This is a genomic window from Marinobacter koreensis (genome assembly GCF_023156285.1).
Taxonomy (GTDB): Bacteria; Pseudomonadota; Gammaproteobacteria; order Pseudomonadales; family Oleiphilaceae; genus Marinobacter; species Marinobacter koreensis.
This window is the reverse complement of sequence record NZ_JAKZAJ010000002.1, coordinates 38,601-63,704: the sequence shown is the minus strand read 5'-3', so window position 1 is coordinate 63,704 and position 25,104 is coordinate 38,601. Positions and strand designations below refer to the sequence as shown.

The 25,104-nt window shown below is 60.0% G+C and carries 22 protein-coding genes; 18 read left to right on the top strand and 4 right to left on the bottom strand.

Annotated elements, in window-relative coordinates:
* Positions 1-130 precede the first annotated feature (130 nt).
* A complete protein-coding gene (locus MLD04_RS05370; RefSeq protein WP_248155532.1) occupies positions 131-1,909 on the top strand; it encodes a PQQ-dependent methanol/ethanol family dehydrogenase in 1,779 nt (592 codons plus the stop codon).
* Positions 1,910-2,113: 204 nt separating this feature from the next.
* Positions 2,114-3,634, top strand: a complete 1,521-nt coding sequence (exaC, locus tag MLD04_RS05365; protein WP_248155531.1) for an acetaldehyde dehydrogenase ExaC — start codon at positions 2,114-2,116, stop codon at positions 3,632-3,634.
* 106 nt (positions 3,635-3,740) lie between these two features.
* Here the strand turns inward: exaC and MLD04_RS05360 are convergent, their stop codons facing one another.
* Entirely contained in the window at positions 3,741-5,858 is a 2,118-nt protein-coding gene (locus tag MLD04_RS05360) for a NosR/NirI family protein (RefSeq protein WP_248155529.1), read from the bottom strand.
* Between the two features lie 224 nt (positions 5,859-6,082).
* On the opposite strand from MLD04_RS05360, the gene pqqA reads away from it, so the two are divergent.
* The 11 genes from pqqA to MLD04_RS05305 all read left to right on the top strand — a co-directional run bounded on the left by pqqA (position 6,083) and on the right by MLD04_RS05305 (position 16,445).
* Positions 6,083-6,154, top strand: coding sequence for a pyrroloquinoline quinone precursor peptide PqqA (gene pqqA / locus MLD04_RS05355; RefSeq protein ID WP_007153157.1), 72 nt, complete (start codon positions 6,083-6,085; stop codon positions 6,152-6,154).
* A 53-nt stretch (positions 6,155-6,207) separates the two neighbouring features.
* The gene (pqqB, locus tag MLD04_RS05350; protein WP_248155527.1) at positions 6,208-7,137 is read left to right on the top strand and encodes a pyrroloquinoline quinone biosynthesis protein PqqB; all 930 of its coding nucleotides are present in this window, start codon (positions 6,208-6,210) and stop codon (positions 7,135-7,137) included.
* On the top strand, positions 7,134-7,889 hold the full coding sequence (pqqC, locus tag MLD04_RS05345; protein WP_248155525.1) for a pyrroloquinoline-quinone synthase PqqC: 756 nt from the start codon (positions 7,134-7,136) through the stop codon (positions 7,887-7,889). The genes pqqB and pqqC overlap by 4 nt, the downstream gene beginning before the upstream one ends.
* Positions 7,886-8,164 (top strand): pyrroloquinoline quinone biosynthesis peptide chaperone PqqD, encoded by a 279-nt coding sequence (pqqD, locus tag MLD04_RS05340; protein WP_248155523.1) that lies wholly within the window; start codon positions 7,886-7,888, stop codon positions 8,162-8,164. The genes pqqC and pqqD overlap by 4 nt, the downstream gene beginning before the upstream one ends.
* Positions 8,161-9,318, top strand: coding sequence for a pyrroloquinoline quinone biosynthesis protein PqqE (gene pqqE, locus MLD04_RS05335; protein WP_248155521.1), 1,158 nt, complete (start codon positions 8,161-8,163; stop codon positions 9,316-9,318). The genes pqqD and pqqE overlap by 4 nt, the downstream gene beginning before the upstream one ends.
* On the top strand, positions 9,284-11,176 hold the full coding sequence (locus MLD04_RS05330) for a S9 family peptidase (protein WP_248155519.1): 1,893 nt from the start codon (positions 9,284-9,286) through the stop codon (positions 11,174-11,176). The genes pqqE and MLD04_RS05330 overlap by 35 nt, the downstream gene beginning before the upstream one ends.
* A 56-nt stretch (positions 11,177-11,232) precedes the next feature.
* Entirely contained in the window at positions 11,233-12,396 is a 1,164-nt protein-coding gene (gene ercA / locus MLD04_RS05325) for an alcohol dehydrogenase-like regulatory protein ErcA (RefSeq protein WP_248155517.1), read from the top strand.
* Positions 12,380-14,125 (top strand): PAS domain-containing hybrid sensor histidine kinase/response regulator, encoded by a 1,746-nt coding sequence (locus MLD04_RS05320; protein WP_248155515.1) that lies wholly within the window; start codon positions 12,380-12,382, stop codon positions 14,123-14,125. The genes ercA and MLD04_RS05320 overlap by 17 nt, the downstream gene beginning before the upstream one ends.
* 68 nt (positions 14,126-14,193) lie before the next feature.
* Positions 14,194-14,478 (top strand): hypothetical protein, encoded by a 285-nt coding sequence (locus tag MLD04_RS05315; RefSeq protein ID WP_248155513.1) that lies wholly within the window; start codon positions 14,194-14,196, stop codon positions 14,476-14,478.
* A gap of 83 nt (positions 14,479-14,561) precedes the next feature.
* A complete protein-coding gene (locus tag MLD04_RS05310) occupies positions 14,562-15,938 on the top strand; it encodes a class II fumarate hydratase (RefSeq protein ID WP_248155511.1) in 1,377 nt (458 codons plus the stop codon).
* Between the two features lie 24 nt (positions 15,939-15,962).
* Entirely contained in the window at positions 15,963-16,445 is a 483-nt protein-coding gene (locus MLD04_RS05305; protein ID WP_248155509.1) for a CDP-archaeol synthase, read from the top strand.
* Positions 16,446-16,450: 5 nt separating this feature from the next.
* Here MLD04_RS05305 and MLD04_RS05300 read toward each other — a convergent pair whose 3' ends face one another.
* A complete protein-coding gene (locus tag MLD04_RS05300) occupies positions 16,451-17,425 on the bottom strand; it encodes a metallophosphoesterase (protein WP_248155507.1) in 975 nt (324 codons plus the stop codon).
* Positions 17,426-17,633: 208 nt separating this feature from the next.
* Here MLD04_RS05300 and msrA point away from each other — a divergent pair, with 208 nt between their 5' ends.
* The 3 genes from msrA to MLD04_RS05285 all read left to right on the top strand — a co-directional run bounded on the left by msrA (position 17,634) and on the right by MLD04_RS05285 (position 19,621).
* Positions 17,634-18,284: a peptide-methionine (S)-S-oxide reductase MsrA gene (gene msrA, locus MLD04_RS05295; protein ID WP_248155505.1), complete on the top strand. Its 651-nt coding sequence runs from the start codon at positions 17,634-17,636 to the stop codon at positions 18,282-18,284.
* Positions 18,285-18,295: 11 nt separating this feature from the next.
* Complete coding sequence (msrB, locus tag MLD04_RS05290) at positions 18,296-18,721, top strand: peptide-methionine (R)-S-oxide reductase MsrB (RefSeq protein ID WP_248155503.1); 426 nt, start codon at positions 18,296-18,298, stop codon at positions 18,719-18,721.
* 135 nt (positions 18,722-18,856) lie between these two features.
* Positions 18,857-19,621, top strand: coding sequence for a lysophospholipid acyltransferase family protein (locus MLD04_RS05285; protein ID WP_248155501.1), 765 nt, complete (start codon positions 18,857-18,859; stop codon positions 19,619-19,621).
* A 23-nt stretch (positions 19,622-19,644) separates the two neighbouring features.
* On the opposite strand, the gene MLD04_RS05280 is transcribed toward MLD04_RS05285, so the two are convergent.
* Complete coding sequence (locus MLD04_RS05280) at positions 19,645-20,637, bottom strand: calcium/sodium antiporter (RefSeq protein ID WP_248155499.1); 993 nt, start codon at positions 20,635-20,637, stop codon at positions 19,645-19,647.
* A 10-nt stretch (positions 20,638-20,647) separates the two neighbouring features.
* Positions 20,648-21,898 carry a sodium:proton antiporter NhaD gene (gene nhaD / locus MLD04_RS05275; protein WP_248155497.1) on the bottom strand — a complete coding sequence of 417 codons (1,251 nt, stop codon included), beginning with the start codon at positions 21,896-21,898 and terminating at the stop codon, positions 20,648-20,650.
* 323 nt (positions 21,899-22,221) lie between these two features.
* On the opposite strand from nhaD, the gene mqo reads away from it, so the two are divergent.
* Together mqo and MLD04_RS05265 are read left to right on the top strand one after the other, a co-directional pair.
* The gene (mqo, locus tag MLD04_RS05270) at positions 22,222-23,703 is read left to right on the top strand and encodes a malate dehydrogenase (quinone) (RefSeq protein WP_248155495.1); all 1,482 of its coding nucleotides are present in this window, start codon (positions 22,222-22,224) and stop codon (positions 23,701-23,703) included.
* Between the two features lie 155 nt (positions 23,704-23,858).
* Positions 23,859-25,091, top strand: coding sequence for an ATP-grasp domain-containing protein (locus tag MLD04_RS05265; RefSeq protein WP_248155493.1), 1,233 nt, complete (start codon positions 23,859-23,861; stop codon positions 25,089-25,091).
* Positions 25,092-25,104 lie beyond the last annotated feature (13 nt).

Here is a 25,104-nt window from a genome sequence, read left to right as displayed (position 1 = left end):
CAAGTGATGAGAAAACCTGTTCGGCGGATTAATTGTTGCACCTTGCCCGAACGCGAAGAATCAACTCAGAGGCGGGAAACGTTCCCGGTTCGCCTAGAAACCGAAAACAAGAGAATGGGAGAACGCAACCATGAGATCGAACAAGTTCGGGATTCGCATTGCGGCCAGCGCTCTGGCCCTGGCGGTATCCTACGGCGCCCAGGCGGCGGTGACCGACCAGGACATTATGAACGACGAGAACACCCCGGGTGATGTGGTTACCTATGGCATGGGGCTCAAGGGGCAACGCTACAGTGGCCTGGAAAAGCTGAACACGGACAACGTGAAGTACCTTCAGCCGGTGTGGGCATTTTCGTTCGGCAACGAGAAGATGCGCGGACAGGAAGCCCAGCCCATGGTCAAGGACGGCGTGATGTATGTGTCGGCCTCCTACTCGCGGGTCTATGCCATTGATATCAAGACCGGCGAGGAGATCTGGCAGTATGACGCCCGCCTTCCCGACGGCATCATGCCCTGTTGCGACGTGGTCAACCGGGGCGTTGCGCTGTACGACGATAAAGTGATTTTCGGCACCCTCGACGCCAAACTGGTCGCCCTGAACAAGGACACCGGCAAGCCGATGTGGATCAAGAAGGTCGCCGACTACCAGGCCGGTTACGCGATCACGGCCGCGCCCATGATCGTCAAGGGCAAGGTGATTACCGGTGTTTCCGGGGGTGAGTTCGGTATTGTGGGCAAGGTGATTGCCTATGACGCCAACACCGGTGAGAAGGTGTGGATGCGCCCGACGGTGGAAGGCCACATGGGTTATGTCTACAAGGATGGCAAGGCCATCGAGAATGGCATTTCCGGCGGCAAGGCCGGTAAGACCTGGCCGGGCGATATGTGGAAAAACGGCGGTGCCGCCACCTGGCTGGGTGGCACCTACGACGCCGACACCGATTCCATCTTCTTCGGAACCGGTAACCCGGCACCGTGGAACTCCCACCTGCGCCCGGGCGACAACCTGTTTTCATCGTCACGACTGGCGATTGATCCGGACGACGGCAGCATCAAGTGGCATTTCCAGACCACGCCGCACGATGGCTGGGACTACGACGGGGTGAACGAGCTGGTCTCGTTTGATTACAAGGAGAACGGTAAAACCATCAAGGCCGCTGCCACCGCTGACCGAAACGGATTCATGTACGTCCTGAACCGTGAGAATGGTGACTTCATCCGCGGTTTCCCGTTCGTCGACAAGATCACCTGGGCCACGGGCCTGGATCCGAAGACCGGCCGCCCCATCTACAGTGATGCGCACCGTCCCGGAGACCCTGCCGCTGCTGAGGGTAACAAGGGTAAGAAGGTCATGGCGCAGCCGGCGTTCCTGGGCGGCAAGAACTGGATGCCCGTGTCTTACAGCAAAAAGACCGGCCTGTTTTACGTGCCCTCGAACGAGTGGGCCATGGAAATCTGGAACGAGCCTGTTTCCTACAAGAAAGGTGCGGCGTTCCTGGGGGCCGGATTCACCATCAAGCCGGCCCACGACGATTTCATCGGTGTGCTGCGTGCGATGGATCCCAAGACCGGGAAGGAAGTCTGGCGCTATGAAAACACAGCGCCGCTATGGGGTGGTGTCATGACCACGGCCGGTAACCTGGTGTTCACCGGTACTCCGGAAGGCTACCTCAAGGCCTTCGATGCCCAGACCGGTAAAGAGCTCTACCGCTTCAACACCGGTTCCGGGGTTGTCGGTACGCCGATTACCTGGGAGATGGATGGCGAGCAGTACGTCTCGGTCCTGTCCGGGTGGGGCGGCGCCGTGCCACTCTGGGGCGGCGAAGTAGCCAAAGTCGTCAAGGACTTCAACCAGGGCGGTATGGTCTGGACCTTCAAGTTGCCGGGTGATCGGGTCGCCGCAAACTGATCCGGATTCTCGGGTCCCTTCAGGGCTGCCTTCGGGCAGCCCTTTTTTGTGGTCCGGGAAACGTGCCGCGATGTTTTTACTACCAAGGGATGAGTTTTTCGGATCCATCGAATCATTCACGGATTCCCGGGGGCCGTCTACATTGAATGAGTAAACGCGAAAGGCCGCGTTGCCCTGCGATAAACACAACAAGAGGTCGATACCATGATCTACGCAAAACCCGGAAAAGACGGCTCCGTCGTTTCGTTCAAATCCCGCTATCAGAACTACATTGGCGGTGAGTGGGTGGAACCCGTAAAGGGCCAGTACTTCGAGAACATCACCCCCGTAACCGGCGAAGTGATCTGTGAAATTCCACGTTCTTCTGCCGAAGACATCGATCTGGCCCTGGACGCGGCCCACAAAGCCGCGCCGGCCTGGGGCAAGACGTCGCCCACGGAGCGTTCCAACATCCTGCTCAAGATCGCAGACCGCATCGAGGCCAATCTGGAAAAGCTGGCGGTTGCCGAAACCTGGGACAATGGTAAGGCGGTTCGCGAAACCCTGAATGCGGACATCCCGCTGGCAGCCGATCATTTCCGTTACTTCGCGGGCTGCATCCGCGCCCAGGAAGGCCACATGGGTGAGATTGACCACAACACCGTGGCCTATCATTTCCACGAGCCACTGGGTGTTGTCGGCCAGATCATTCCCTGGAACTTCCCGATACTGATGGCGGCCTGGAAACTGGGCCCCTGTCTGGCCGCAGGCAACTGTACCGTGCTCAAGCCAGCCGAGCAGACGCCGGCCAGTATCCTGGTGCTGATGGAAATCATTGGTGACCTGCTGCCGCCGGGCGTCATTAACATCGTCAACGGTTACGGCATCGAAGCCGGTCAGGCCCTGGCCACCAGCAAGCGCATTGCCAAGATCGCGTTCACCGGTTCCACGCCGGTCGGTTCCCATATCCTCAAGTGCGCGGCAGAGAACATCATTCCCTCCACGGTCGAGCTCGGCGGCAAGTCGCCGAACATCTACTTCTCCGATGTCATGAAGGCCGAACCGGAATTCATCGACAAGTGCGTGGAAGGTCTGGTTCTGGCGTTCTTCAACCAGGGCGAGGTCTGTACCTGTCCGTCGCGGGCTCTGGTGCAGGAAGACATGTTCGAGGAATTCATGCAGAAGGTCATCCAGCGCACCAAGGCCATCAAGCGTGGCAACCCGCTGGATACCGATGTTCAGGTTGGTGCACAGGCGTCGAAAGAGCAGTTCGACAAGATCATGTCCTATCTGGAAATCGGCAAGCAGGAAGGTGCTGTGGTACTGACCGGTGGTGACCGGGAAGACCTGGGCGTGGAATTCAACGATGGCTTCTACATCCAGCCGACCCTGTTCAAGGGCGACAACAAGATGCGGGTGTTCCAGGAGGAAATTTTCGGTCCGGTCGTAGGGGTCACCACCTTCAAGACCGAAGAGGAAGCCCTGGCAATCGCCAACGACACCGAGTTCGGCCTGGGTGCCGGCGTCTGGACCCGTGATACCAACCTGGCTTACCGGATGGGTCGGAACATTCAGGCCGGCCGGGTCTGGATGAACTGTTACCACGCGTATCCGGCACACGCAGCCTTTGGCGGCTACAAGAAGTCCGGCGTTGGCCGCGAAACCCACAAGATGGCTCTTGAGCACTACCAGCAGACCAAGAACATGCTGGTCAGCTACGACACCAATCCTCTCGGATTCTTCTGATCTGCAAGAAGCGGTAGGGCCCCGCGGGGCCCTTTTTTCGTGTCCTCACATGGACGTGTGTTATGTCTCTTTGGCCCCTCCCCGGGGCCTTTTTTGTGTCCCCCGGTTATGCTCCGGCCGCGTCCGTTGCGAGAATCCTTGCCTGCTGCTTTCTCTGTTGCTTGTTGCGGAGGATGCTGTCGACGCACTGGCTTTCATCCCGGAGGATCACCACGCACTCCAGGCACTGGATGCACTCGTCATAATCGATGCGACCATCTTTGCGAATGGCATTGATCCCGCACTCGTTCTTGCAGTGCTGGCAGGGAGACCCACAGCGCTCTATGCGCTCCAGCCAGCTGAACAGGCGGAACCGGCCCAGCACGGCCAGGCCGGCGCCCAGCGGACACAGATACCGGCAGTAGAATTTGTGAATGAACATGCCAATGACCAGGAGCCCAATCGCATACGCCACGAACGGCCAATAACGCCAGAAGAACAGGGTGATGCTGGTTTTGAAGGGCTCCACTTCCGCCAGTTGTTCCGCCAGCGTCAGGGAATAGAAGGCGGTGCCGACCAGCCCGAGCAGAATGGGATATTTCAACAGGATCAGACGACGATGCCAGCGTTCAGGCACGCGGATCTGACGAAACCGAAGCTTCTCGCCCAACCAGGCGGCCATTTCCTGCAATGCACCGAACGGGCACAGCCAACCACAGAATAGCCCGCGGCCCCAGATAAACAGGGTGATAAAGGTGTAGGTCCACAGGATGAACAGGACCGGATCGAGCAGGAAAACATTCAGGCTGAATCCATCCCGTATCGCGAGGAACAGGGTGTAAATGTTGACCACGGACAACTGCCCCTGGGCGTAGAATCCGATGAAAAACAGGGTGAAGGCGAGAAATCCCCAGCGGAAACGGCGAACCAGCACCGGGTGGCGGGACAGGCTTTTCTGACGGGCGAAGAAGACGGTCAGCACCGTCAGTCCGGTGACCAGCAATGCGATCTGCCACCAGCGCTCTTTCCAGAGACCCACCCATACCGGATCTCGTGCCTCGGCCGGAGACGCTTCCGGTGCGACGGTCTCGAAGAGGTCGTCGCTGAATGCCACAGGCAGGTCAAAGCGGGTTTCATCGGTGATCAGGTGGTTGCGCGGTAATTCAATATTCAAGCTGAGCATGGCCTTGGCGCCGGGATTGAATCCGGCATTTCCACCTACCTGAAACAGGTTGGTGGCCGCAAAGTCCGGCAGATCCTTTGCGGTCAGGGGCAGGTTCTGGTCGAGCCAGTTCAGATCCCGCATTTCCATGGCCAGGCCGTTCTGGGACAGGCCGATGCGATCAGGAAAACTCCCCGGGGTGAAATCCTGACCGACATGGGGGAACACCCCGCGGGAGGCCACGAGCAATACCTTGTCGTGGGGACCGAGGCGGTCCATGAAACGCTCGTATCCGGCATCACCGAGCAGGTTGCGACCGACCATCGGTGAATTCATATAGGCGAAGAACAGCTCCGAGAAAGGCTGGTCCGGATCCGGCTGCAGTGAGCCGGGATAATCGGACAGTGGGCGGCCGAGCTTCTGTTCAACCTCCGCCGCAGACACGGTGGCATGACCGACGTAGCCCCGGTCAATCAGTTGTTGCCAGTCCAGTGGCTGGTAAAAATCCGTTCTGGCCCGGGTTGGCGTTGCCTGGGCGAACGCTTCCAGTTCCCTTCGGGCTACCTTCAGGGCGGTGGAGAGGATCGTATCGTTAATGATCAGTACGGACACGGTGGCCTTGCTGACACCGTCGAAATAGACCACGTTGCCGTCCTGCCTGCGCCCGGATTTTCTGGAGTTTGAGGACTGGACGATGATCTGCTCGCGCAGCGAATGATTTTCGTACTGGTCGACGAACTCGAACAGCGGCGCTTCCCCCAGACCGTGCAGGAAAACAGGTTCATGATGGTCCATCACCCGGACACCGGTAAATCGCCCACGGGTATCCAGGCCGATCATCATTTTGATCGGTTGTCCCGAAAATCCCTGAAGATCACTCAGATCGGTGCTCTCAAACGCGTACCCCAGCAATTCCTGCAACTGGTAAACCGGGTACACCGGAAAATCGGGAAGTTTGTCCTTGATGATCGTCGCTGAGGGGAACAGGGCCTGGATAAGTGCCTGTTTATCGGGTGGCAATTCGGCGTGGCTCGCGGGCAGAAAGAACAGGCCAAGCAGCAGGAGCAGAATTCGTCGGCGCATAGGGGGACTCCTTGAAGTTATTATTGTCCGTCTTCCATGCTACGGCGTGGCCATGTCCAGACAATTCAACCTCGGAGCCAGACTGCTGCTACTTTGTGGTGGTCAAAAACAGTGCGAAAGTACCATATTGGCCGCTTGTCTCTGTCGCTAGGATGAAACTGAGTCGTCGGCATTGCCGGGACCAACACCCAATGCGCTAACAATCATGACAAGAGGTGAGCATTATGTGGACCAAACCAGCCTACGAGGATCTGCGGATCGGCTTTGAAGTCACCATGTACTTCGCCAATCGCTGAGCGTGAGCCGGCCGGCGATCAGTCGCTGGCCGTTTCTCCGCAGGATCTTCGCCATGCAGATTCACGTCCTTGGCTCCGCCGCTGGCGGTGGGTTCCCGCAGTGGAACTGTAACTGCCGGAATTGCGCCGGTTTCCGCAAGGGAACCCTGAAAGCGCAGGCCCGCACCCAATCTTCGATCGCCATCAGTGAGGACGGGGATCACTGGATTCTCTTCAATGCTTCGCCGGACATCCGTGCGCAATTGGCGGCGTTCCCTGCGATGCAACCGGCCCGTGCCCTGCGGGATACCGGGATCAGTGCCATCGTGCTGATGGATAGCCAGGTGGATCACACCACGGGCCTGCTGTCGTTGCGCGAAGGCTTGCCCATGGACGTCTGGTGCACCCGGCAGGTACACGATGATCTCAGCTCGGGTTTTCCATTGTTCAACATGCTGGAACACTGGAATGGCGGCCTGAACTGGCGCGAGATCGAGGCCTCGGAACAGGTGGAATTCAGCATTCCCTGTGCGCCGTCCCTTCGGCTTACCGCCATTCCTTTGCTGAGCAATGCGCCTCCGTATTCACCGCGCCGCGACAACCCGCACCCGGGCGACAACATCGGCCTGTTTCTCCGGGATACCCGAACCGGCACCCGGGTGTTGTATGCGCCGGGGCTGGGTCAGCCGGATGAGCGCATCCTGGCCTGGATGCGAAAGGCCGATATCCTGCTGGTGGATGGGACCGTCTGGCGGGACGACGAAATGATTCGCCAGGAAGTGGGCACCAAGACGGGACAGGCGATGGGGCACCTGGCCCAGAGCGGTCCCGGGGGCATGATCGAGGTGCTCGATACCATGCCCGCCCGTCGCAAGATCCTCATTCATATCAACAACACCAACCCGATCCTGGACGAGGATTCTCCCGAGCACGCCGAACTGGGCGAGCACGGCATCGAAGTGTCCCGGGACGGCATGCACATTGATCTGTCGGGGCAGCCATGAACGCCAAAGCCAACACCGCGATGAACCGCGAGGCCTTCGAACAGGCCCTGCGCAGCAAGGGGCAGTACTACCACATCCACCATCCCTACCATAAAGCCATGTATGGCGGGCAGTGCACTCCGGAACAGATCCGTGGCTGGGTGGCAAACCGGTATTACTACCAGATCAGGATTCCCCAGAAGGATGCCGCCATTATGGCCAACTGCCCGGATGCCGGGGTGCGCCGGCTTTGGCTGCAGCGGATTCTGGACCACGACGGCCATGATGACGATGTCGGGGGCATCGAGGCCTGGCTGTCACTGGCCGAGGCCGTGGGCCTGACCCGTGAAGAGGTCATCGACCAGCGCCACGTTCTGCCGGGCGTCCGGTTTGCGGTAGATGCCTACCTCAATTTTGCCCGCCGGGCGACCTGGCAGGAGGCGGCCTGCTCATCCCTGACGGAGCTGTTCGCCCCGGAGATCCACCAGTCCCGTCTGGACAGCTGGCCCCAGCACTACCCCTGGATCGAGGAGGGCGGTTACCGCTATTTCCGCAAGCGTTTGTCCGAGGCCCGCCGGGATGTGGAGCATGGGCTCAGCATCACCCTGGATCATTTCGTCACCGAGGCCCAGCAGGCCCGCGCCCTGGATATCCTCCAGTTCAAGCTGGATATCCTGTGGGCTCTGCTGGATGCATTGACGATGGCCTACCTGCATCAAACGCCCCCATACCACACGGTGACCGACCAGCAAGTGTGGCACCGGGGCCTGTGAGTGAGCACCGTATGAGCCAGATTCCCCGTTTTCGCCGTGGCTTCCGGTTCCAGTGGGAACCCGCCCAGGATTGTTACGTACTGCTGTACCCGGAGGGTATGGTCAAACTCAACGGCAGTGCCGGGGCGATTCTCAACGAGGTGGATGGCCGGCAGGATGTGGACGCCATCGTCCAGTCCCTGCAACGGCAATTCCCCGAGGCCGGTGATCTCGGCCCGGATGTCCGTGCCTTCCTGGAAGACGCCGAGCAGCAACACTGGATTGACCTGTCATGACACGCGCTGATGCACTCCCGAGCAGTCTTAATCCCAACAATGCGGGGCCACCGCTGTGGCTGCTTGCGGAGCTGACCTATCGATGCCCGCTGCAGTGCCCATACTGCTCCAACCCATTGGACTTCGCCCAGACCGAGCAGGAGCTGAGTACCGAACAGTGGATCAGCGTGTTGCGGCAGGGTCGGGAAATGGGGGCCGCCCAGCTGGGATTTTCGGGCGGTGAGCCGCTGGTGCGCCAGGACCTGCCGGAGCTGATTGCCGAAGCCCGGAAGCTGGGCTACTACACCAACCTGATCACGTCTGGCCTGGGGCTTACTGAGGCCAGGGTGGAAGCCTTCGCCGAGGCCGGCCTGGACCATATTCAGGTCAGTTTCCAGGCCTCGGATCCGGAGTTGAACAACGCAGTGGCGGGTTCGCGGAAGGCGTTCGAACAGAAGCTGGCCATGGCAAAGGCGGTGAAGGCCGCGGGGTATCCGATGGTGCTCAACTTTGTCATACATCGTCACAACATCCACCAGATGCCGGACATCATCGACCTGTGCGAGCGACTGGATGCAGACTACGTAGAGCTGGCCACCTGCCAGTATTACGGCTGGGCCTTCGAGAACCGGGAGGGGCTGATGCCCTCAAAGGCACAGCTGGTGCGGGCGGAGGCCGAGGTCAACGATAGCCGGGCCCGGCTGCAGGCCAAGGGCTCCGCAATGAAGCTGATCTTCGTCACCCCGGATTATTACGAGGAACGCCCCAAGGCCTGCATGAACGGCTGGGGCAACCTGTTCCTGACGGTCGCTCCGGACGGCACCGCCCTGCCGTGCCACAGCGCAAGGTTGCTTCCGATCGACTTTCCGAACGTGAAGGAGCTCGGCTTGAGAGAAATCTGGTACGACAGTCCGGGCTTCAACCATTACCGGGGGGATGAGTGGATGCCGGAGCCCTGTCGCTCCTGTGATGAAAAGGACAAGGACTTTGGCGGCTGCCGCTGCCAGGCTTACCTGTTGACCGGTAACGCCGACAACGCTGACCCGGTCTGCGGCAAGTCACCGCATCATGAGCGCATCCTGGCGGCACGTCGGGCGGCGGATCATGCCACGGCCGGCCTGCAGGACCTGGTGTACCGAAATGCCCGGAACTCACGACTGTTTTTCCAGGGCTGAGCCGCCGGGGATCATCGAATCCGAACGGCCAACGTCAGTCCAGCGGATGACCGCCCGCCAGGCTGTCGATGGGCATGTCCAGCGCGGCGAGTTGACGGCGTCTGAGGCGGGTCTGTTCTGGCTGGAATCGGATTCGGCGCTCGGCAAGACCGTCCTCAAATGGCACGACGGGGAACGCCTTTTGAACCTGGCCACGCCGGGCCTGGGCAGCCGCGTCAACGGGTATGGCGGTGGTGCCCTGTCGGCCTTTCCGGATCGGGTTGTGGCTGTGACCGACCGGCAACACCTGATCTCTGTCCCCCTTGGAAACGGTCATTGGTCCACGCTGGTCGACAACCCTGACAGTGCCTGGGGCGGCCTGGTTGCGGATTGCCGACGTAATCGGTTACTGGCGGTGCGGGAATGGAATGGACAGCAGGCGCTTGTGGCGATTGCGCCCGACGGACAATGCCGGTGTCTGCATGAGGGCGCGGATTTTTATGGTGCTCCGGCGCTTTCCCCGGATGGCCGTCGAATTGCCTGGGTAACCTGGCAGTTGCCGGACATGCCCTGGCTGAGAACAAGGCTCTGGTTGGCCGAGCTGGATGCAGAGGGCCATCTGCAGCATGTGCAGTCCTGTGTGCCTCCAATGGAAGGGTCGATCCAGCAGCCGGTTTTCGCGGGGCAGGTGCTCTGGGTCCTGTCGGATCATCAGGGGTGGTGGCAGCCGTGGGAACTGACGTGGAGTGGGCGCGAAGCGCTCTGGACCGCCGCACCGGCCCCGGCGCAGGATCATGCGAATGCGCCTTGGCAGCTTGGTGAACGACATCACTGTCCTTTACCCGGCGGCCGATGGGCCCGGGTTCGCTATAACCAGGGTACCGGCGAGCTATGGGTGGGGTCTGAAGCTGCGCTGACCCGGGTGGCCACCGGTTTCACGGATTTCCGCTGCCTGTCGGTGCACGATGGAACCCTCTACTGCGTGGCCCGATCCCCCGCCCGTCTCGATGTCGTGCTGGCCATTGATCCGGATACGCTTGCCGAGCATGTCCTTGCCGGTGGCGAGGATCCGTTGCCGGGTATGCACTGCCAGATCCCCGAGACGTTCCTCGTGCCCCGGACGTCGAGCGAGCCGGCGGTTCAGGGATTTTTCTATGAGCCCACGATCTCGGTGGCCGACCGTCCGCCTGTGATTTTCGTGGCCCATGGCGGTCCCACCTCCGCGGTTTATCCGGTCTACAATCCACAAATCCAGTTCTGGTGTCAGCGTGGTTTCGCCGTGGCCGAGGTCAACTACCGTGGCAGTAGCGGTTTCGGGCGAGGGTTCCGGCTGTCGCTGGCGAGCCACTGGGGCGAGTTCGACGTTCAGGACATGGTTCGGGCCGCCCGTTATTTGTCGGACGTGGGTCGCGTCGATGGCGATCGGGTGTTTGTCCAGGGTCGCAGCGCGGGTGGCTACACAGTGCTGATGGCCCTGATCGAAACGGATTGTTTTGTGGCAGGCGCGAGCCTGTTCGGCGTGACGGATCCGCGGAGGCTTCGGAGCATGACGCACCGGTTCGAGTCCGGCTATCTCGACTGGCTGCTGGGAGCGCCGGAAGATCAGCCGGAACGGTGGCATGCCCGAACACCGTTGCACCACGCGGACCGGATTCGAACGCCCGTGATTTTTTTCCAGGGCGGCCAGGACCGGGTGGTGGTGCCAGAGCAGACGCGCACCATGGTGGAATCCATGAAAGCCGCCGGGCATTCACCGGAGTTGCACTGGTTTGAGGACGAAGCCCATGGTTTCCGGCAACCGGAGAACCTGGCTGCCATGCTCGAGTGGTTGCACAGCTTCTACCGGAGGCATAGCCGAAAGGCCAATGATTGCCTCTAAAACTTGAGTTAAACTGTCGGCTATTCCTATAACAACAAGCCGTCGAGAGCCTCTCCATGAGTCACGACATTTCTGCACTCCGTAAGTTCGTTTCACCGGAAATTGTGTTCGGTGCAGGATCGCGCCGCTCTGTTGCCAACTTTGCGAATAATTTTGGTGCCCGCCATGTGCTTCTGGTTTCCGACCCCGGTGTCGCGGATGCCGGCTGGGTCGGGGAGATTGAATCCCTGCTGACCGAGGCCGGGATCCGGTCCACGGTGTTCACCGGGGTGTCGGCCAACCCCAAGGTGGAAGAAGTCATGACGGGGGCCGAGCTCTATAAGTCGAGCGAATGCGATGTCATTGTGGCAATCGGGGGTGGCAGTCCCATGGACTGCGCCAAAGGTATCGGCATTGTGGCCACTCACGGGCGCAGCATACTGGAGTTTGAGGGTGTCGATACCATTACCAACCCGCCGCCACCGCTCATTCTGATTCCGACGACGGCAGGGACGTCTGCAGACGTCTCCCAGTTCGCGATCATCAGTGACCCGAATCGGCGCTTCAAGTTTTCAATCATCAGCAAGGCGGTGGTTCCGGATGTGTCGCTCATTGATCCGGAAGTGACAGAAACCATGGATGCCTACCTCACAGCCTGCACCGGTGTGGATGCCCTGGTGCATGCGATCGAGGCGTTTGTCTCCACAGGCAGTGGGCCGCTCACCGATACCCATGCGCTTGAGGCCATCCGGCTGATCAACCGCAATCTTGAGCCATTGGTCACCAATACCGCCGACCCTTACCTGCGTGAGCAGATCATGCTGGCCTCGATGCAGGCGGGACTTGCGTTTTCCAACGCCATCCTCGGGGCGGTCCATGCCATGTCGCACAGCCTTGGTGGTTTTCTCGACCTGCCCCATGGACTGTGCAACGCGCTTTTGCTGGAGCATGTCGTGGCCTACAACTTTCCGTCCGCCGAGGATCGGTTCCGACGGGTGGCTGAGGCCATGGACATTGATACCCGCGGCATGAACGCCCGGGAAATCAAGAAGCGGTTGATGAACCGGATCATCGAGCTGAAGCGTCACGTAGGGCTCGAAGCCAGGCTGGCCCAGCTGGGTGTGACGACCTCCGATATTCCCTATCTGTCGGGTTATGCGTTACAGGACCCCTGTATCCTGACCAATCCGAGGAAGTCTTCGCTGAAAGACGTTCAGGTTGTCTATGAAGAAGCCCTCTGATTCACCGGAAAGTGGCTATGGGATCGGCGATCTGCTCGGGCTGGGCAGCCAGTCGGCCCGCAAGAGCTACTATCCCGCTCTGCTGGACCGGCTGGAAGAGCTCGAGAAGGAGCGCAACCGCTATAAATGGCTTTTCGAAAATGCGCTGCATGGCATTTTCCAGGCGAACCTTCGGGGTGGCTTTCTTGCCTGCAATCCTGCGATGGCGCGCATCTGCGGATACGACAGCCCGGAACACCTGATGGGAAAAATGATCCGGCTCCGGGAGCAGCTGTTCTGCCGTGCTGCTGAATTCGACACCATTCGCCAGGAATTGCTGGACCAGGGCAGCCTGAGTGCCAGGGAAACACAATTCCAGAAAGCCGATCGCACACCTGTGCACGTTGCGGTCACCCTGCTGCGCCGGCCGGATCTGGGGCCGGAAGTGGTGGAGGCCTTTGTCGCCGACATCACCGAACGGGTCCAGGCCCGGCAGAAGCTGGAACAGCTGAATCAGGACCTGGAACGTCGTGTGGAGGAACGGACCGAAGCCTTGCAGAATGCGAACGTGGGTTTGCGGTACCAGATTGAAGAACGGGAGCGGGTCGAACGGAAGCTGGTGGTTGCCGTCGAGGCCGCAAAGGAAGCGAACCGCAGCAAGGACAAATATCTGGCCGCCGCCAGCCACGACCTGATGCAGCCGCTGAACGCGGCCCGGTTGATGATTTCCGCTCTGCAGGACAGTCAGTTGCCGGAGTCCGAAAGTCGCATGGTGCACCAGGTTCACCGTGCCCTCGAGGGGGCGGAGGATCTGCTTGCCGACCTGCTGGATATCTCCAAGCTCGATCAGCAGGCGATGAAGCCGGACCTTGTCCATACCGACCTGGAGGCCCTGCTGCGGGGGTTGGGTGAAGAATTCGAGGCCGTGGCTGCCAACGCCGGACTGGATTTCCGGCTGCGGGCATCGCCAGCCTTCATACGGACAGATCAGCGAATGCTCACGCGCATTGTCCGGAACCTCCTCAGCAATGCGTTCCGTTACACCCGTCGGGGCGGAGTGGTCATGGCCTTGCGCCGGAGCCAGGGCCGGATCCGGATCGAAATCTGGGATACCGGCGTTGGTATCGAGCCGGAAAAACTCCAGGAAATCTTTACCGAATTTCACCAGCTCCTGCCACAGGGCACCGGGGGACGACAGGGCGTGGGTCTCGGGCTTGCGATCGTCGAGCGGATGATACGGGTCCTTGGCTACCGCATTGATGTTTCCTCCCGGCCGGGAAGAGGATCCCGTTTTGTCGTGACGCTGCCGTCTGAAGCGGAGGTTGGCGAACTCGCTATTCCCTCATCCGCCGCGATCTCTGCCTTGTCGGAGGGACTGGCCGGACTGTCGGTGATGGTCATCGACAACGAGCCTGCGGTGCTCGAGAGCATGGCGGCCTTGCTGGAACGCTGGGGCTGCGAAGTGATTGCGGTGCCGGACGAACGGCAGGCACGATCCCGGGTTGCATCAGGCAGTCGGCCCGACATTCTGCTGGCCGACTACCACCTGGATCATGGCCTGACCGGATGCGAAGCCATTTACGGGATTCGTCAGGCGTTGGGGCGCGACGTACCCGCTGCCATCATCACCGCCGACCGCAGCGACGAGACGCGCCGGTTCATGCGCGCCCAATACCTCCCCATTCTGAATAAACCGGTCAAGCCGAATCGACTCCGGGCATTGCTCACCAGTTTGTCCAACCGGGCCTGAGGCTCACGGACTGCCTGTCAGCGTCTACACTTACCTCATCAACCCAGAGGCAAGAGGAGACACCTTCCATGAGCAATTCTGATAGCGGATTGACGAACCATGAAGTGACCATCTGTCTGGCCGGCGGGGCCGTGCTGGGACCGTTCAATGCAACCTGGAGCAAGGGTGAAGGCGGTGACGTCCGCGAGTTGGCGAAAGAGTACGATGCGTTCCTGCAGGGAGAAAAACAGCATCGGTTCAAGTTCCACCTGCACGACACCTACACCAATACGGTGCATACCCTGATTCTCGATTTCCGGCAGGTGACCGGCATCTGCGACCACGTCCGGTTGCGCAGCCACGCCAACGACTGATTGCATGGGGGTTGATACAACCCCTTATGGGCGTCGTACTCGCTGTCAGTACCCTGAAGGTAAATGGAAAGACAGGAGGGAACATGAGCGATTTTCGAGTCGAAAAAGACAGCCTGGGCGAGGTTCATGTACCAGCCGATGCGCTCTGGGGTGCCCAGACCCAGCGCGCCGTGGATAATTTTCCGGTCAGCGGGCAGCCGCTGCCATCCGCTTTTATCAAGGCCGTAGCCCAGGTCAAAAAGGCGGCCGCCGAGGCCAACACCAGCCTGGGACTTCTGGATAACGACCGCCGGGATGCCATCGTGGACGCCTGCGATGCGTTGATCCGGGGGGAACACGCGGATCAGTTTCCGGTGGACCGTTACCAGACCGGCTCCGGCACCAGCACCAATATGAACGTCAACGAGGTGATTGCCTCCATTGCCCGCCGTGCCGGCACCGAGGTTCATCCCAACGATCACGTCAACATGAGCCAGAGTTCGAACGACGTGATACCGACATCCATCCATGTCAGTGCCACGATCGGCGTGAAAGAAAGCCTGATTCCGGCGCTGACCCACCTGCGTGGTGTGATCTACGAGCGCGAGGCCCTGTTTTCCGAGCAGGTGAAAACCGGCCGTACCCACCTGATGGATGCCATGCCGGTCACCCTTGGACAGGAGCTGCGCACCTGGCGGGAACAGCTGGTGGCGGCTGAGGCCCGGCTGGAGTCTGCAGCAGACGACCTGCTGGCGGTGCCCCAGGGCGGTACTGCGGTTGGCACCGGGGTTAATGCCGCGCCGGAATTTGCCGAACAGTTCATCCGGTTCCTCAAAAAGAACACGGGTTACCCCTTCCGGTCACTGGAACACAAGTTCGTGGGGCAGAGTGCGGTTGACGGCCCCGTCGCGCTGTCGTCGCAGTTGCGGGGCATCGGAATCGTGCTGACCAAGATCGCCAACGATCTTCGCTGGATGAACAGCGGCCCGATTCACGGGCTCGCCGAAATCAGTCTGCCCGCTCTCCAGCCGGGCAGCAGCATCATGCCCGGCAAGGTCAATCCGGTGATTCCCGAGTCGGTTGCCATGGTGGGTGCACAGGTCATCGGGCTGGACAGTGCCGTGGCCATTGCCGGCCAGTCGGGCAATTTCCAGCTCAATGTCATGTTGCCCCTGGTGGCCGGCAACCTTCTGGATATGGTCGGGCTGCTTGGCAATGCTGCCGGCATTCTTGCCGACAAGGCGATCAAGGATTTTTCGGTGAATACCGACAATCTCAACGCCGGTGTCGGTCGTAATCCGGTATTGGTGACCGCACTGAATCCCGAGATCGGTTACAGCCTGGCGTCGGACATCGCCAAAGAGGCTTACCGGACGGGACGTCCTGTGATCGATGTGGCCGAGGAACGGAGCGGTCTGAGTCGCGCGCGTCTGGAGCAGCTGATGGACCCCCTGAAGCTGACCCACGGCGGCCTGGACTGATACCTGGACGGGGAGCACTGGCCTTTGCTGATATCGCTGGAGTTGTTTGTGATGCTGGTGCTCGCCAACGGCGCCCCCGTTGTGGCTGCGGGCCTTCTCAAGGGGCGCTGGGATCAGCCGGTGGACGGCGGGCGACTCTGGACCGATGGCCGTCCGGTTCTTGGGAAGAGCAAGACCTGGCGGGGCGTGATCGCCGGCTGCCTGAGCTGTGGCGTGTTTGCAGCCCTGGTGGACCTGGGTGCCTTGTTCGGACTGCTATTCGGGTTCCTGGGCCTGTTTGGCGATATGATCAGCAGTTTCATCAAACGACGGATGGGGCTTGCGTCCAGCTCGCGAGCGCTCTGGCTGGACCAGATTCCCGAGGCTGCCCTGCCGCTGGGGCTTGCCGTCGTCTGGCTGCCACTGGATCTCTGGCTGGCGGTATTGCTGGTGGTGCTGTTCGCGCTGGCCAATATTCTGCTGTCACCGCTGCTGTACCGACTCGGTATCCGAAGGCAGCCTCACTGAGCGCGTCAGCCGGGCCCCCGGGTGAGGGTGTGAATGGTTACCTCCGGTGGGCAATTGAGCCTCACGTTCAGGACCGACGTGCCTGCACCCGGTGAGGTATAGCCCTGCATACCGTTCACCTGCCAGAAGCCCCGGCCAAGCTGTCGGGGGCAATCCGAATCGAGCGTTACAGGTATGCCACCCGGCAGACAGATCTGGCCACCATGGGTATGACCGCACAGGAAGACATCGTATCCGGCGTGGGCGGCTTCCCGCCAGATTTCCGGGGTATGACTCAGCAGGATGCTGACGCCGCCGGCGGGGATGGTGTCGCCCGCCTGGTGCAGATTGTGGGCTTTGTAGAAGTGCGCGTCGTCGACGCCGGCGAGGAAGAACCGGCTGTCACCTTTTTCAATCGGGACCATCTCATTCATCAGCATGCGGTAGCCCATGTCTTCCAGCGGCGGCAGCATGCGGATACTGTCATGGTTCCCGAGCACGGCAAAAGCGTCCCCCCGGATGGCATTCCGCAACCGGGCCATACCACTCAGGGCTGCCTCGATCGGGCCCCAGGTCAGTTTGCGGTAGTCGCCGGTGAGGACGCACAGGTCGTACTCGAGCGGCTCGATGGTTTGCAGAACGGCCTGCAGGTTGGCCTCGTCCATGTCCACGTGCAGATCGGTCAGATGCAGGATCCGGAAACCGTCAAACGCCTCGGGGAGATCCGGCAGTACAAACCGGTTGTGCACGGCGGCGAGTTTCAGGCTGTTGGCCTGGGCGCGGCGATAGAGCCCCACAGATTGCAGGCAGAACCGGATGAAACCCGGCGCGTTGGTGAGGTTCTCGAGGTGAAATGATTTGTGATCCTGGCCGAAAACCCTGGCCTCGGCTTCCTGTTCAATGCCAAGGCGTTGGCGGGCGTGGACCGGCCCGAGGCGGAGACTGAGCCGATAGTCCAGCAGTTCGTTGTTGCTGTCCGGTGCGTGAGCCTTTGCGGTCATTCTTGTATCCCTGATGCCGAGCAGGGTCCGTATGCACAGACGGTGGAACCGGTGAGAGGTGGACCCTGTCTGTCATTATGGTTGGCCCAGCCGGGGATGCAACCGGACCGGCAGTTTGTTCATGTTATGCAGATAGGGAAGTCCCGGATTGGGGATCGACCGTAAAAGTCTTTAAGCTAGGGTAAACACCGTCAAATCAGAGGTAATCATGACAGAGTCTTGCAGCATTGCCGGCCTGACCGTCCCCCGAAGCCGGTTCCCGGATCCAGAGCGGGATCTGCCCGCCGCCGGAAACGAGGCGCGCGTGGTATTGGCAGGCGGCTGTTTCTGGTGCGTAGAGGCCGTATTTGTCGCCATCAATGGCGTGACGCGAGTGGTTTCAGGCTACGCGGGTGGCCGTCCGGAAACCGCCAACTATGAGGCCGTCTGCACCGGTACCACCGGCCATGCCGAAGCCGTGGAGGTGCATTACAACCCCTCCGAGGTGAGCTTCGGGGCGCTTCTGAAGGTGTTTTTCTCGGTCGCCCACGATCCCACCCAGCTGAATCGTCAGGGCAACGACCGCGGCACCCAGTACCGGTCTGCCATCTTCTTTGAGACCGATGAGCAGAAGCAGGTCGCGGAAGCCTACATCCGGCAGCTGGAGGCCGCGGGCGTGTACCCGGATCCGGTTGTGACCACGTTGGAGCCGCTGGAAGCGTTCTATCCGGCGGAGGAGTATCATCAGAACTTTGCGGCCCGAAACCCTCACCAACCTTACATCATGGCCGTTGCCGCACCGAAAATGGAGAAGCTGGTCGACAATTACGCCGATCGGCTGAAACCGGAATACACCAATGACGACCCCGACCTGGCCTGAGGAGGATATCAATGACCCAATCTGCATCCGGCTACGACCTGACGCCGTTGACCGAGGCCCGGATCGACGAGATGGCCGCGGACCTCACTCCGGAGGAACGCCGTGTTCTGCTGGATCATGGCACCGAGCACCCGTTCTGCGGAACCCTGCTCGATAACAAGCAGTCGGGCACTTACCATTGTCGGCTGTGCGATCTGCCGTTGTTCAGTTCCAACGCGAAATTCGATTCCGGGACCGGTTGGCCCAGCTTTTTCCAGCCGTTCGATCCGGACCACATCCGTTATCTGGAAGACAATACCCTGGGTATGACCCGAACCGAGATTCGTTGTCCCAGGTGCGATTCTCATCTGGGACATGTGTTTCCGGACGGGCCGCCTCCCACCGGGCAGCGCTATTGTCTGAACTCGATTGCCATGGTGTTCAAGGAAGACGCCTGAGCTGTTCTGACAGCCCGGCTGCTCCATCTTCCCGTTTCGCCGCATTATCGCGCTCGCTCCAGCAGGCTATAATGCGCGGCTACCGCCTGTGCTCGAGAGGGCATGTGACCTAGTATCGGGAACGATGGAGTTGCCATGATCCGACTGAAACTGAATCCGCTGACCGAATCGGCCACGTTATTGAGACGGGCCGGGGTGGTCCTTGGCTCTGTCGGACTGACCGCGCTGTACTCGCTGCTGATCCTGCTTCGGGCCCTGTTCGGAAAACTGAACCGGCCGATTGTCGATAAGTACTGTCGGGAATGGTCGGCGGCCCTGTTGCGGTTGGTGCGGGCCAATCTCACGGTACGGGGTGCGGTGCCGGATTTTGGCGATGGGCGCCGTTACATCGTTATGTGCACCCACGCCAGCCATTACGACATTCCTGTGAGCTTTGTGTCCCTGCCCGGATCCATCCGGATGCTGGCGAAGAAAGAGCTGTTCAGCATTCCCTTGCTCGGACAGGCGATGCGTGCTGCGGAGTTTCCGTCGATTGACCGTTCCAACCGGACCCGTGCGGTGCGGGACCTGGAGCGGGCGAGGGCCATGATGGAGAGCGGGATTGTACTCTGGGCCGCGCCTGAGGGCACGCGTTCAGGCGATGGCAAGCTGTTACCGTTCAAAAAGGGCTGTTTCCACCTGGCGCTGGACACCGAAGCCGTCATCGTGCCGGTGGCCATCCGCGGCATTCACGAGGTATTGCCGGCCCGGACCTGGCAAATCAATCTCGGCCAGCCGGTGGATGTGCGGGTCGGGACACCGTTTGAAACAGCGGGCAAGACCAAGGAAGACCTGCCGGAGGTCATGGCGGAGGTCCGGCAGCGGCTGGAGGATTTGCTGGGCAACGGCGAAGCCGAATAAAGGCGGCCCGGCCTCCCCGCGTGTCAGTACGCGACCGTGGTGCCGCCGGACACCACGGTACTGAGCAGGTATCCCGTGTACGCGACGTAGACCAGAAGCAGTACGCCACCGTCGATACGGCTGATGACCCGTTGTTTGCTGATCAGGCCCATGCCCATCAGCAGCAGGCCGAGCGTCAGCGCGAACATCAGGGTCCAGTCCCGGTACAGAACAGCGGGCTCGACGCTGAGAGGCTCGATGGTTGCGGCCAGACCCACCACCGCCAGCGTGTTGAAAATACCGGATCCGAGGATGTTGCCCAGGATCAGGTCGTGCTCGTTCTTCCTGACGGCAGCCAGTGCCGAGGCCAGTTCGGGTAGGGAAGTGCCTACCGCGACGATGGTCAGACCGATGACCAGATCACTGACCCCGAGGCTTTGTGCAATCGTCACCGCGCCCCAGACCAGCATTCGTGAACTGACCACCAGCAGCACCAGCCCGACGATCAGCCAGATAACCGCTGACTTCAGCGGCATGGGATGCGCGATGATTTCGGCTTCGGTTTCCCCGCCCAGGGTGTCGTCCTTGCCACGGATTCCCTGAACGATTGACCAGCCCATGACGCCGGCAAATACCAGCAGCAAGACCATGCCGTCGAGCCGAGAGAGGGACCCGTCCAGCAGTTGTACGCCGCCGATCAGGGTCAGCACCAACAGCAGCGGCAATTCCTTGCGGATCACCTGGGAGTGGACGGTAATCGGGGCAATGACCGCTGTCAGCCCCACGATCAGGGCGATGTTGGTGATGTTGGAACCGTAACCGTTACCCAGTGCCAGCCCCGGGTTGCCATCGGCGGCGGCCATGGCAGACACCGCCAGTTCCGGTGCAGAGGTGCCAAATCCGATGATGACCATGCCAATCAGCAGTGTCGGCATACCCAGATGTTTGGCTGTGGCCGCAGCACCGTCCACGAACCGGTCGGCGCTCCAGACCAGCAGGATCAGACCGGCAATGATAGAACCAGAAGCCAGAAGCATAGGTAGTATCTCAGTGAATGAATTGTCCGACGGCGTATACGCCTGCGTAGCCCAGCGTATAGGCGGCCAGCAGGTGCAACAGGTAGCGCATGTAGGCGCCAAAGGTTAAACCATCGATCTTGCTCATGGCCACGATGCCTGCGGCGGAACCGATGATCAACAGCGAGCCGCCCACGCCCACCGCGTAGGTCAGCCCCATCCATTCACCCGGTGACATGGTGATGCCGGCCTTCAGCATGGCGGCGGTCAGGGGGACGTTATCGATGATGGAAGAGAAAATGCCCATCAGGTAATTGGCGATCAGCGGTGGCAGTACGTCGTAGATGGCGACGAGGGAATCCAGCGCATGGATCTCTTTCAGCATCCCTACGAGCAGCAGAATGCCGAGGAAGAAGAGCAGAGTCTCGAACTCGATCACCCGGATGTACTCAATGATCGGGTCCAGTTCGGCGTCATCGCTCATGAAGCGGGACACCAGGAACATGACCGAGAGGCCGAACAGAAAGGTGAGTACCGGTGGAATCGAGAACAGGGCGTTGCCGAGAATGGTGCACAGGATTGTTAACAAAAACAGTCCGCTGATCACGGCATCCACTTTCCGCACCGGGTTGCTGTTCGAGCGCAGGTTGACGGTGCCGGTCAGGCCCCTTGAAAGGAAGACGGCGAGGATGAAAACGGTGATCGCCGAGGGGATGGCGAGGGTCAGCAACGTCAGTATTTCCACCTTGTCCGCGAGGAATATCATCAATGTGGTGACGTCGCCGGTGATCAGTGAAACGCCGCCGGAATTCACCGCAAAAACGACCAGCGTGGTGAACTGAATGCGCTTTTTCAGCTCCAGATCCAGGGATAAAATAAGGGAGCATGAGACTAAAGTGGCAGTTATATTGTCTGCCAAAGAGGAGAAAATGAAGCAGAAAAGTCCGGTCAGGAACAGCAGTTTTCGTTCGCTCACCTGCTTCGGCATGATCAGATAAATCACATTCTCGATCATTCCCTTCTTGTTCAGGTAAGCAACAAACGTCATTGCCGCTACCAGGAATAACCAGAGGCTGGCGATCTCGGCGATGCTTTCCGACAGACCGCTGTCGATGGATCTGGTTTCTCCGGCATTGGTGCTGAAAAGAAACAGCAGCATCCAGCTCAAGGTGCCAAAGAACAGGGTTACCTTGGCTTTGTTGACGTGAATGACTTCTTCGAAAATGACGCCCAACAGCGCCATTACAGCAAAAACAATCAGTACAGCATCAAGAGCAGACATGGGGCGTCCCAACCGGTGAAATCAACGTGGCCCGAGAAGGGCCGTGAAGATAATACGGCCGCGATTGTAGACGTTTGACATGGGCCGGGCCACTGTCCTTCGGTGGTATACGGCATCAAAAATGGCCGCTTATGACCGGCCCAGAGCGCAAACATTGATAATCGCAATTTATTATTTCGGCGAAAATCAGGATAATTGCGCGCAAATTCGAACAGGAAGCAGACGGCAGCGTCCTACACCTGACGCCAAAACCGGCTTCCCACAGGCCCTTCTGCTGATCGTGGATGGGTGAACAGGCTCAACACTAGCTAGGGTAATAACCAATGGCCGCAAGACAGGCAGATGTAGTGCTGGTCGGCGGTGGCGTCATGAGCGCCACTCTCGGCATGATGCTCAGGCAGCTCGATCCGTCCCTGGACATCGTCATGGTGGAACGTCTCGACCACGTCGCCCATGAAAGCACTGACGGATGGAACAACGCGGGTACCGGTCACGCCGGTTACTGTGAACTCAATTACACACCGGAAACCGATGACGGTGGCGTCACGATCGAACGGGCACTGAAGATCAACGCCCAGTTCGAGGTTTCGCTCCAGTTCTGGTCCTACCTGGTTGAACAGGGCATTCTTCCGGCACCGAAGAACTTCATCAACCGTACGCCGCACCAGAGTTTTGTCTGGGGTGAGAAGAATGTGGCGTTCCTCAAGCAGCGTCACAAACAGCTCAGTTGCCATCACCTGTTCCGGGAAATGGAATACACCGAATCACCGGATGAGCTGGCCGAGTGGATGCCACTGGTGGTCAAACACCGGGATCCCATGGAGAAAGTCGCGGCTACGCGGATCAAGCATGGTTCGGACGTCGACTTCGGCTCGCTGACCCGGAGCATGGTGGAGTGGCTCCAGAAACAGCCGAACTTCGAGCTGATGCTGAGCTCCCCGGTGCATTACATCGACCAGCGTGACAACGGCCGCTGGAAGGTGCGGGTCAAGAACCAGAAAACCGGTGAACTGACCAAGCTGGAAGCCGGTTTCGTCTTCCTCGGTGCGGGCGGCGGTGCCCTGCCTCTTTTGCAGAAATCCGGTATCGACGAAGCCCGGGGTTATGGTGGTTTCCCGGTCAGCGGCCAGTGGCTGGTCTGCCGGAAGCCGGAGATCGTCGAGCAGCATCACTCCAAGGTCTACGGCAAGGCACCCATCGGGGCGCCGCCGATGTCGGTTCCGCATCTGGACACCCGGATCATCAACGGTGAGCCGGCGCTGCTGTTCGGGCCGTTTGCGGGTTTCACCACCCGGTTCCTCAAGCAGGGCTCCATCTTTGACCTGATTGGCTCTGTCCGGCCGACCAACCTCAAGCCCATGCTGTCCGTCAGCAAGCACAACATGGACCTGACCCGCTACCTGATCGGCGAAGTGTTCCAGTCCCATGGCGACCGTGTGGCATCGTTGCGCAACTTCTTCCCGGACGCCCGGGAGGAGGACTGGGAGCTGCAGATGGCCGGCCAGCGGGTGCAGATCATCAAGCAGACGCCCGAGGGCGGTGGCAAGCTGGAATTCGGCACCGAGATTGTGGCGGCCCAGGACGGCACGCTGGCGGCTCTGCTGGGCGCGTCACCGGGGGCTTCCACAGCGGCCAATGCCATGATCGATGTCCTGGAGCGCTGCTTCCCGGAACAGATGAAGACCGAGCAGTGGCAGGAGCGCATGAAGGAGCTTGTTCCTTCTTACGGTCAGTCGCTGGTCGACAACGAGGCCCTGTTGACTGAAGTCCGGGCGAGGACGCTGGAAACCCTCAAACTGGGCTGATATTCCCAATCGGTCTAAAAGCCTCCTGAAGCGCGTTGCTCCGCGGGTTCTAACCCTCGGAGCAACGCGCTTTTTTTTCTGGAAAGTGGCCGATGATTTGCGATTTCGCTGGTACGGCGTACGGTTAAAGGACAACCCGCGAAAGGAGAGAGCGTATGAGCGAGCAAAAATATAACCCCGAAAAGGGATACGTTGCGCTGCTTGGATGGAGCCTGAATGCCGTCGAAGCCGCAGACAAGTTCGATCGGCGCTATGTGGTTGTCGCCCCCGACTGGGCTGAAGCCTACTGTAAAGAGCACGATATTCCTTATGTGCCGTGGAATTTCGAACGCCTGAACGACCGGTCCGTTGAAATCGCGCAGACCCTGAAAGACATGGGCGTCAATGTGGCGATTCCGCTGTTCGAGGAAACCGTCGAGTGGGCCGGCGCCATCAATTCGGTACTCATGGACAAACCCCGGCTGTTTGGCCAGGCCATGTTGTTGCGTGACAAGGCGTTGATGAAGCGCCGTGCCCAGCTCGGTGGTATCCGGGTCGGGATCTTTGAAGAGGCGCACGACAAAGGGGATGTCATCCGGTTCCTCAAGCGCGTTAACCAGACACTGCTCAAACTGGACGGTGACCCGAACGACCCGATTCACCTGAAGGCCTTCGACAAGGCCGGATGCCTGGGACACCGGGTGATCCGGACGCCGGACGAGGTGGATACCATTCCCGAGGAGGAGTTTCCGGTGCTCATGGAATCCCACCTGGATGGCTGGGAGTTTGCCGTTGAGGCCTGGATCCATAATGGCAAGATTGCCTTCCTGAACATCTCCGAATACGTCACCCTCGGCTATTCCGTGTTTGTCCCGGCGACGCCGGACCTGGAAAAGTACCGGGCCCAGATCACCGCGGAGATCGAAAAGCTGATCAAGACGTTCGATATTGATTTCGGGTTTGTGCATCCCGAGTACTTCGTCACCAGCGACGGCACCATGTATTTCGGTGAGGTCGCCTATCGGCCGCCCGGGTTCAAGGTCTTCGAGCTGCTTGAACGCGCCTATGGTTTCAACGCATACCAGGGCCTGATCCTGGCCTTTGATCCGAAAACCACCGACGAGGAAATCAAGGCCTTCTTCCCGAAAGAGGTGGTGGACGCCAAGGGCTATGCCGGATGCTTCGGCGTCTATCCGCGTCGCCGGGTTGTCAGCAAACTGGAAATCCCGGAGGAGACCGAGAATCACGAGTATTTCGAGTCCCACGAACTGACCCCGCCGCTGGAGGAAACGGTCACCAAACGGACCGCCTTCGGGACGCACTGGGGACTTGTTTACTTCTTCGGCGACGATCCTTACACCATGCGGGATCTGCTGAAACATCAGGAAGAGCTCGATTTCTATGTATAATCCGGAGAAGCAT

Coding starts and splice junctions, on each gene's coding strand:
- MLD04_RS05370 (WP_248155532.1), top strand. CDS start 131: ATGAGATCGAACAAGTTCGGGATTCGCATTGCGGCCAGCGCTCTGGCC.
- exaC (WP_248155531.1), top strand. CDS start 2,114: ATGATCTACGCAAAACCCGGAAAAGACGGCTCCGTCGTTTCGTTCAAA.
- MLD04_RS05360 (WP_248155529.1), bottom strand. CDS start 5,858: ATGCGCCGACGAATTCTGCTCCTGCTGCTTGGCCTGTTCTTTCTGCCC.
- pqqB (WP_248155527.1), top strand. CDS start 6,208: ATGCAGATTCACGTCCTTGGCTCCGCCGCTGGCGGTGGGTTCCCGCAG.
- pqqC (WP_248155525.1), top strand. CDS start 7,134: ATGAACGCCAAAGCCAACACCGCGATGAACCGCGAGGCCTTCGAACAG.
- pqqE (WP_248155521.1), top strand. CDS start 8,161: ATGACACGCGCTGATGCACTCCCGAGCAGTCTTAATCCCAACAATGCG.
- MLD04_RS05330 (WP_248155519.1), top strand. CDS start 9,284: ATGCCCGGAACTCACGACTGTTTTTCCAGGGCTGAGCCGCCGGGGATC.
- ercA (WP_248155517.1), top strand. CDS start 11,233: ATGAGTCACGACATTTCTGCACTCCGTAAGTTCGTTTCACCGGAAATT.
- MLD04_RS05320 (WP_248155515.1), top strand. CDS start 12,380: ATGAAGAAGCCCTCTGATTCACCGGAAAGTGGCTATGGGATCGGCGAT.
- MLD04_RS05315 (WP_248155513.1), top strand. CDS start 14,194: ATGAGCAATTCTGATAGCGGATTGACGAACCATGAAGTGACCATCTGT.
- MLD04_RS05310 (WP_248155511.1), top strand. CDS start 14,562: ATGAGCGATTTTCGAGTCGAAAAAGACAGCCTGGGCGAGGTTCATGTA.
- MLD04_RS05300 (WP_248155507.1), bottom strand. CDS start 17,425: ATGACCGCAAAGGCTCACGCACCGGACAGCAACAACGAACTGCTGGAC.
- msrA (WP_248155505.1), top strand. CDS start 17,634: ATGACAGAGTCTTGCAGCATTGCCGGCCTGACCGTCCCCCGAAGCCGG.
- msrB (WP_248155503.1), top strand. CDS start 18,296: ATGACCCAATCTGCATCCGGCTACGACCTGACGCCGTTGACCGAGGCC.
- MLD04_RS05285 (WP_248155501.1), top strand. CDS start 18,857: ATGATCCGACTGAAACTGAATCCGCTGACCGAATCGGCCACGTTATTG.
- MLD04_RS05280 (WP_248155499.1), bottom strand. CDS start 20,637: ATGCTTCTGGCTTCTGGTTCTATCATTGCCGGTCTGATCCTGCTGGTC.
- nhaD (WP_248155497.1), bottom strand. CDS start 21,898: ATGTCTGCTCTTGATGCTGTACTGATTGTTTTTGCTGTAATGGCGCTG.
- mqo (WP_248155495.1), top strand. CDS start 22,222: ATGGCCGCAAGACAGGCAGATGTAGTGCTGGTCGGCGGTGGCGTCATG.
- MLD04_RS05265 (WP_248155493.1), top strand. CDS start 23,859: ATGAGCGAGCAAAAATATAACCCCGAAAAGGGATACGTTGCGCTGCTT.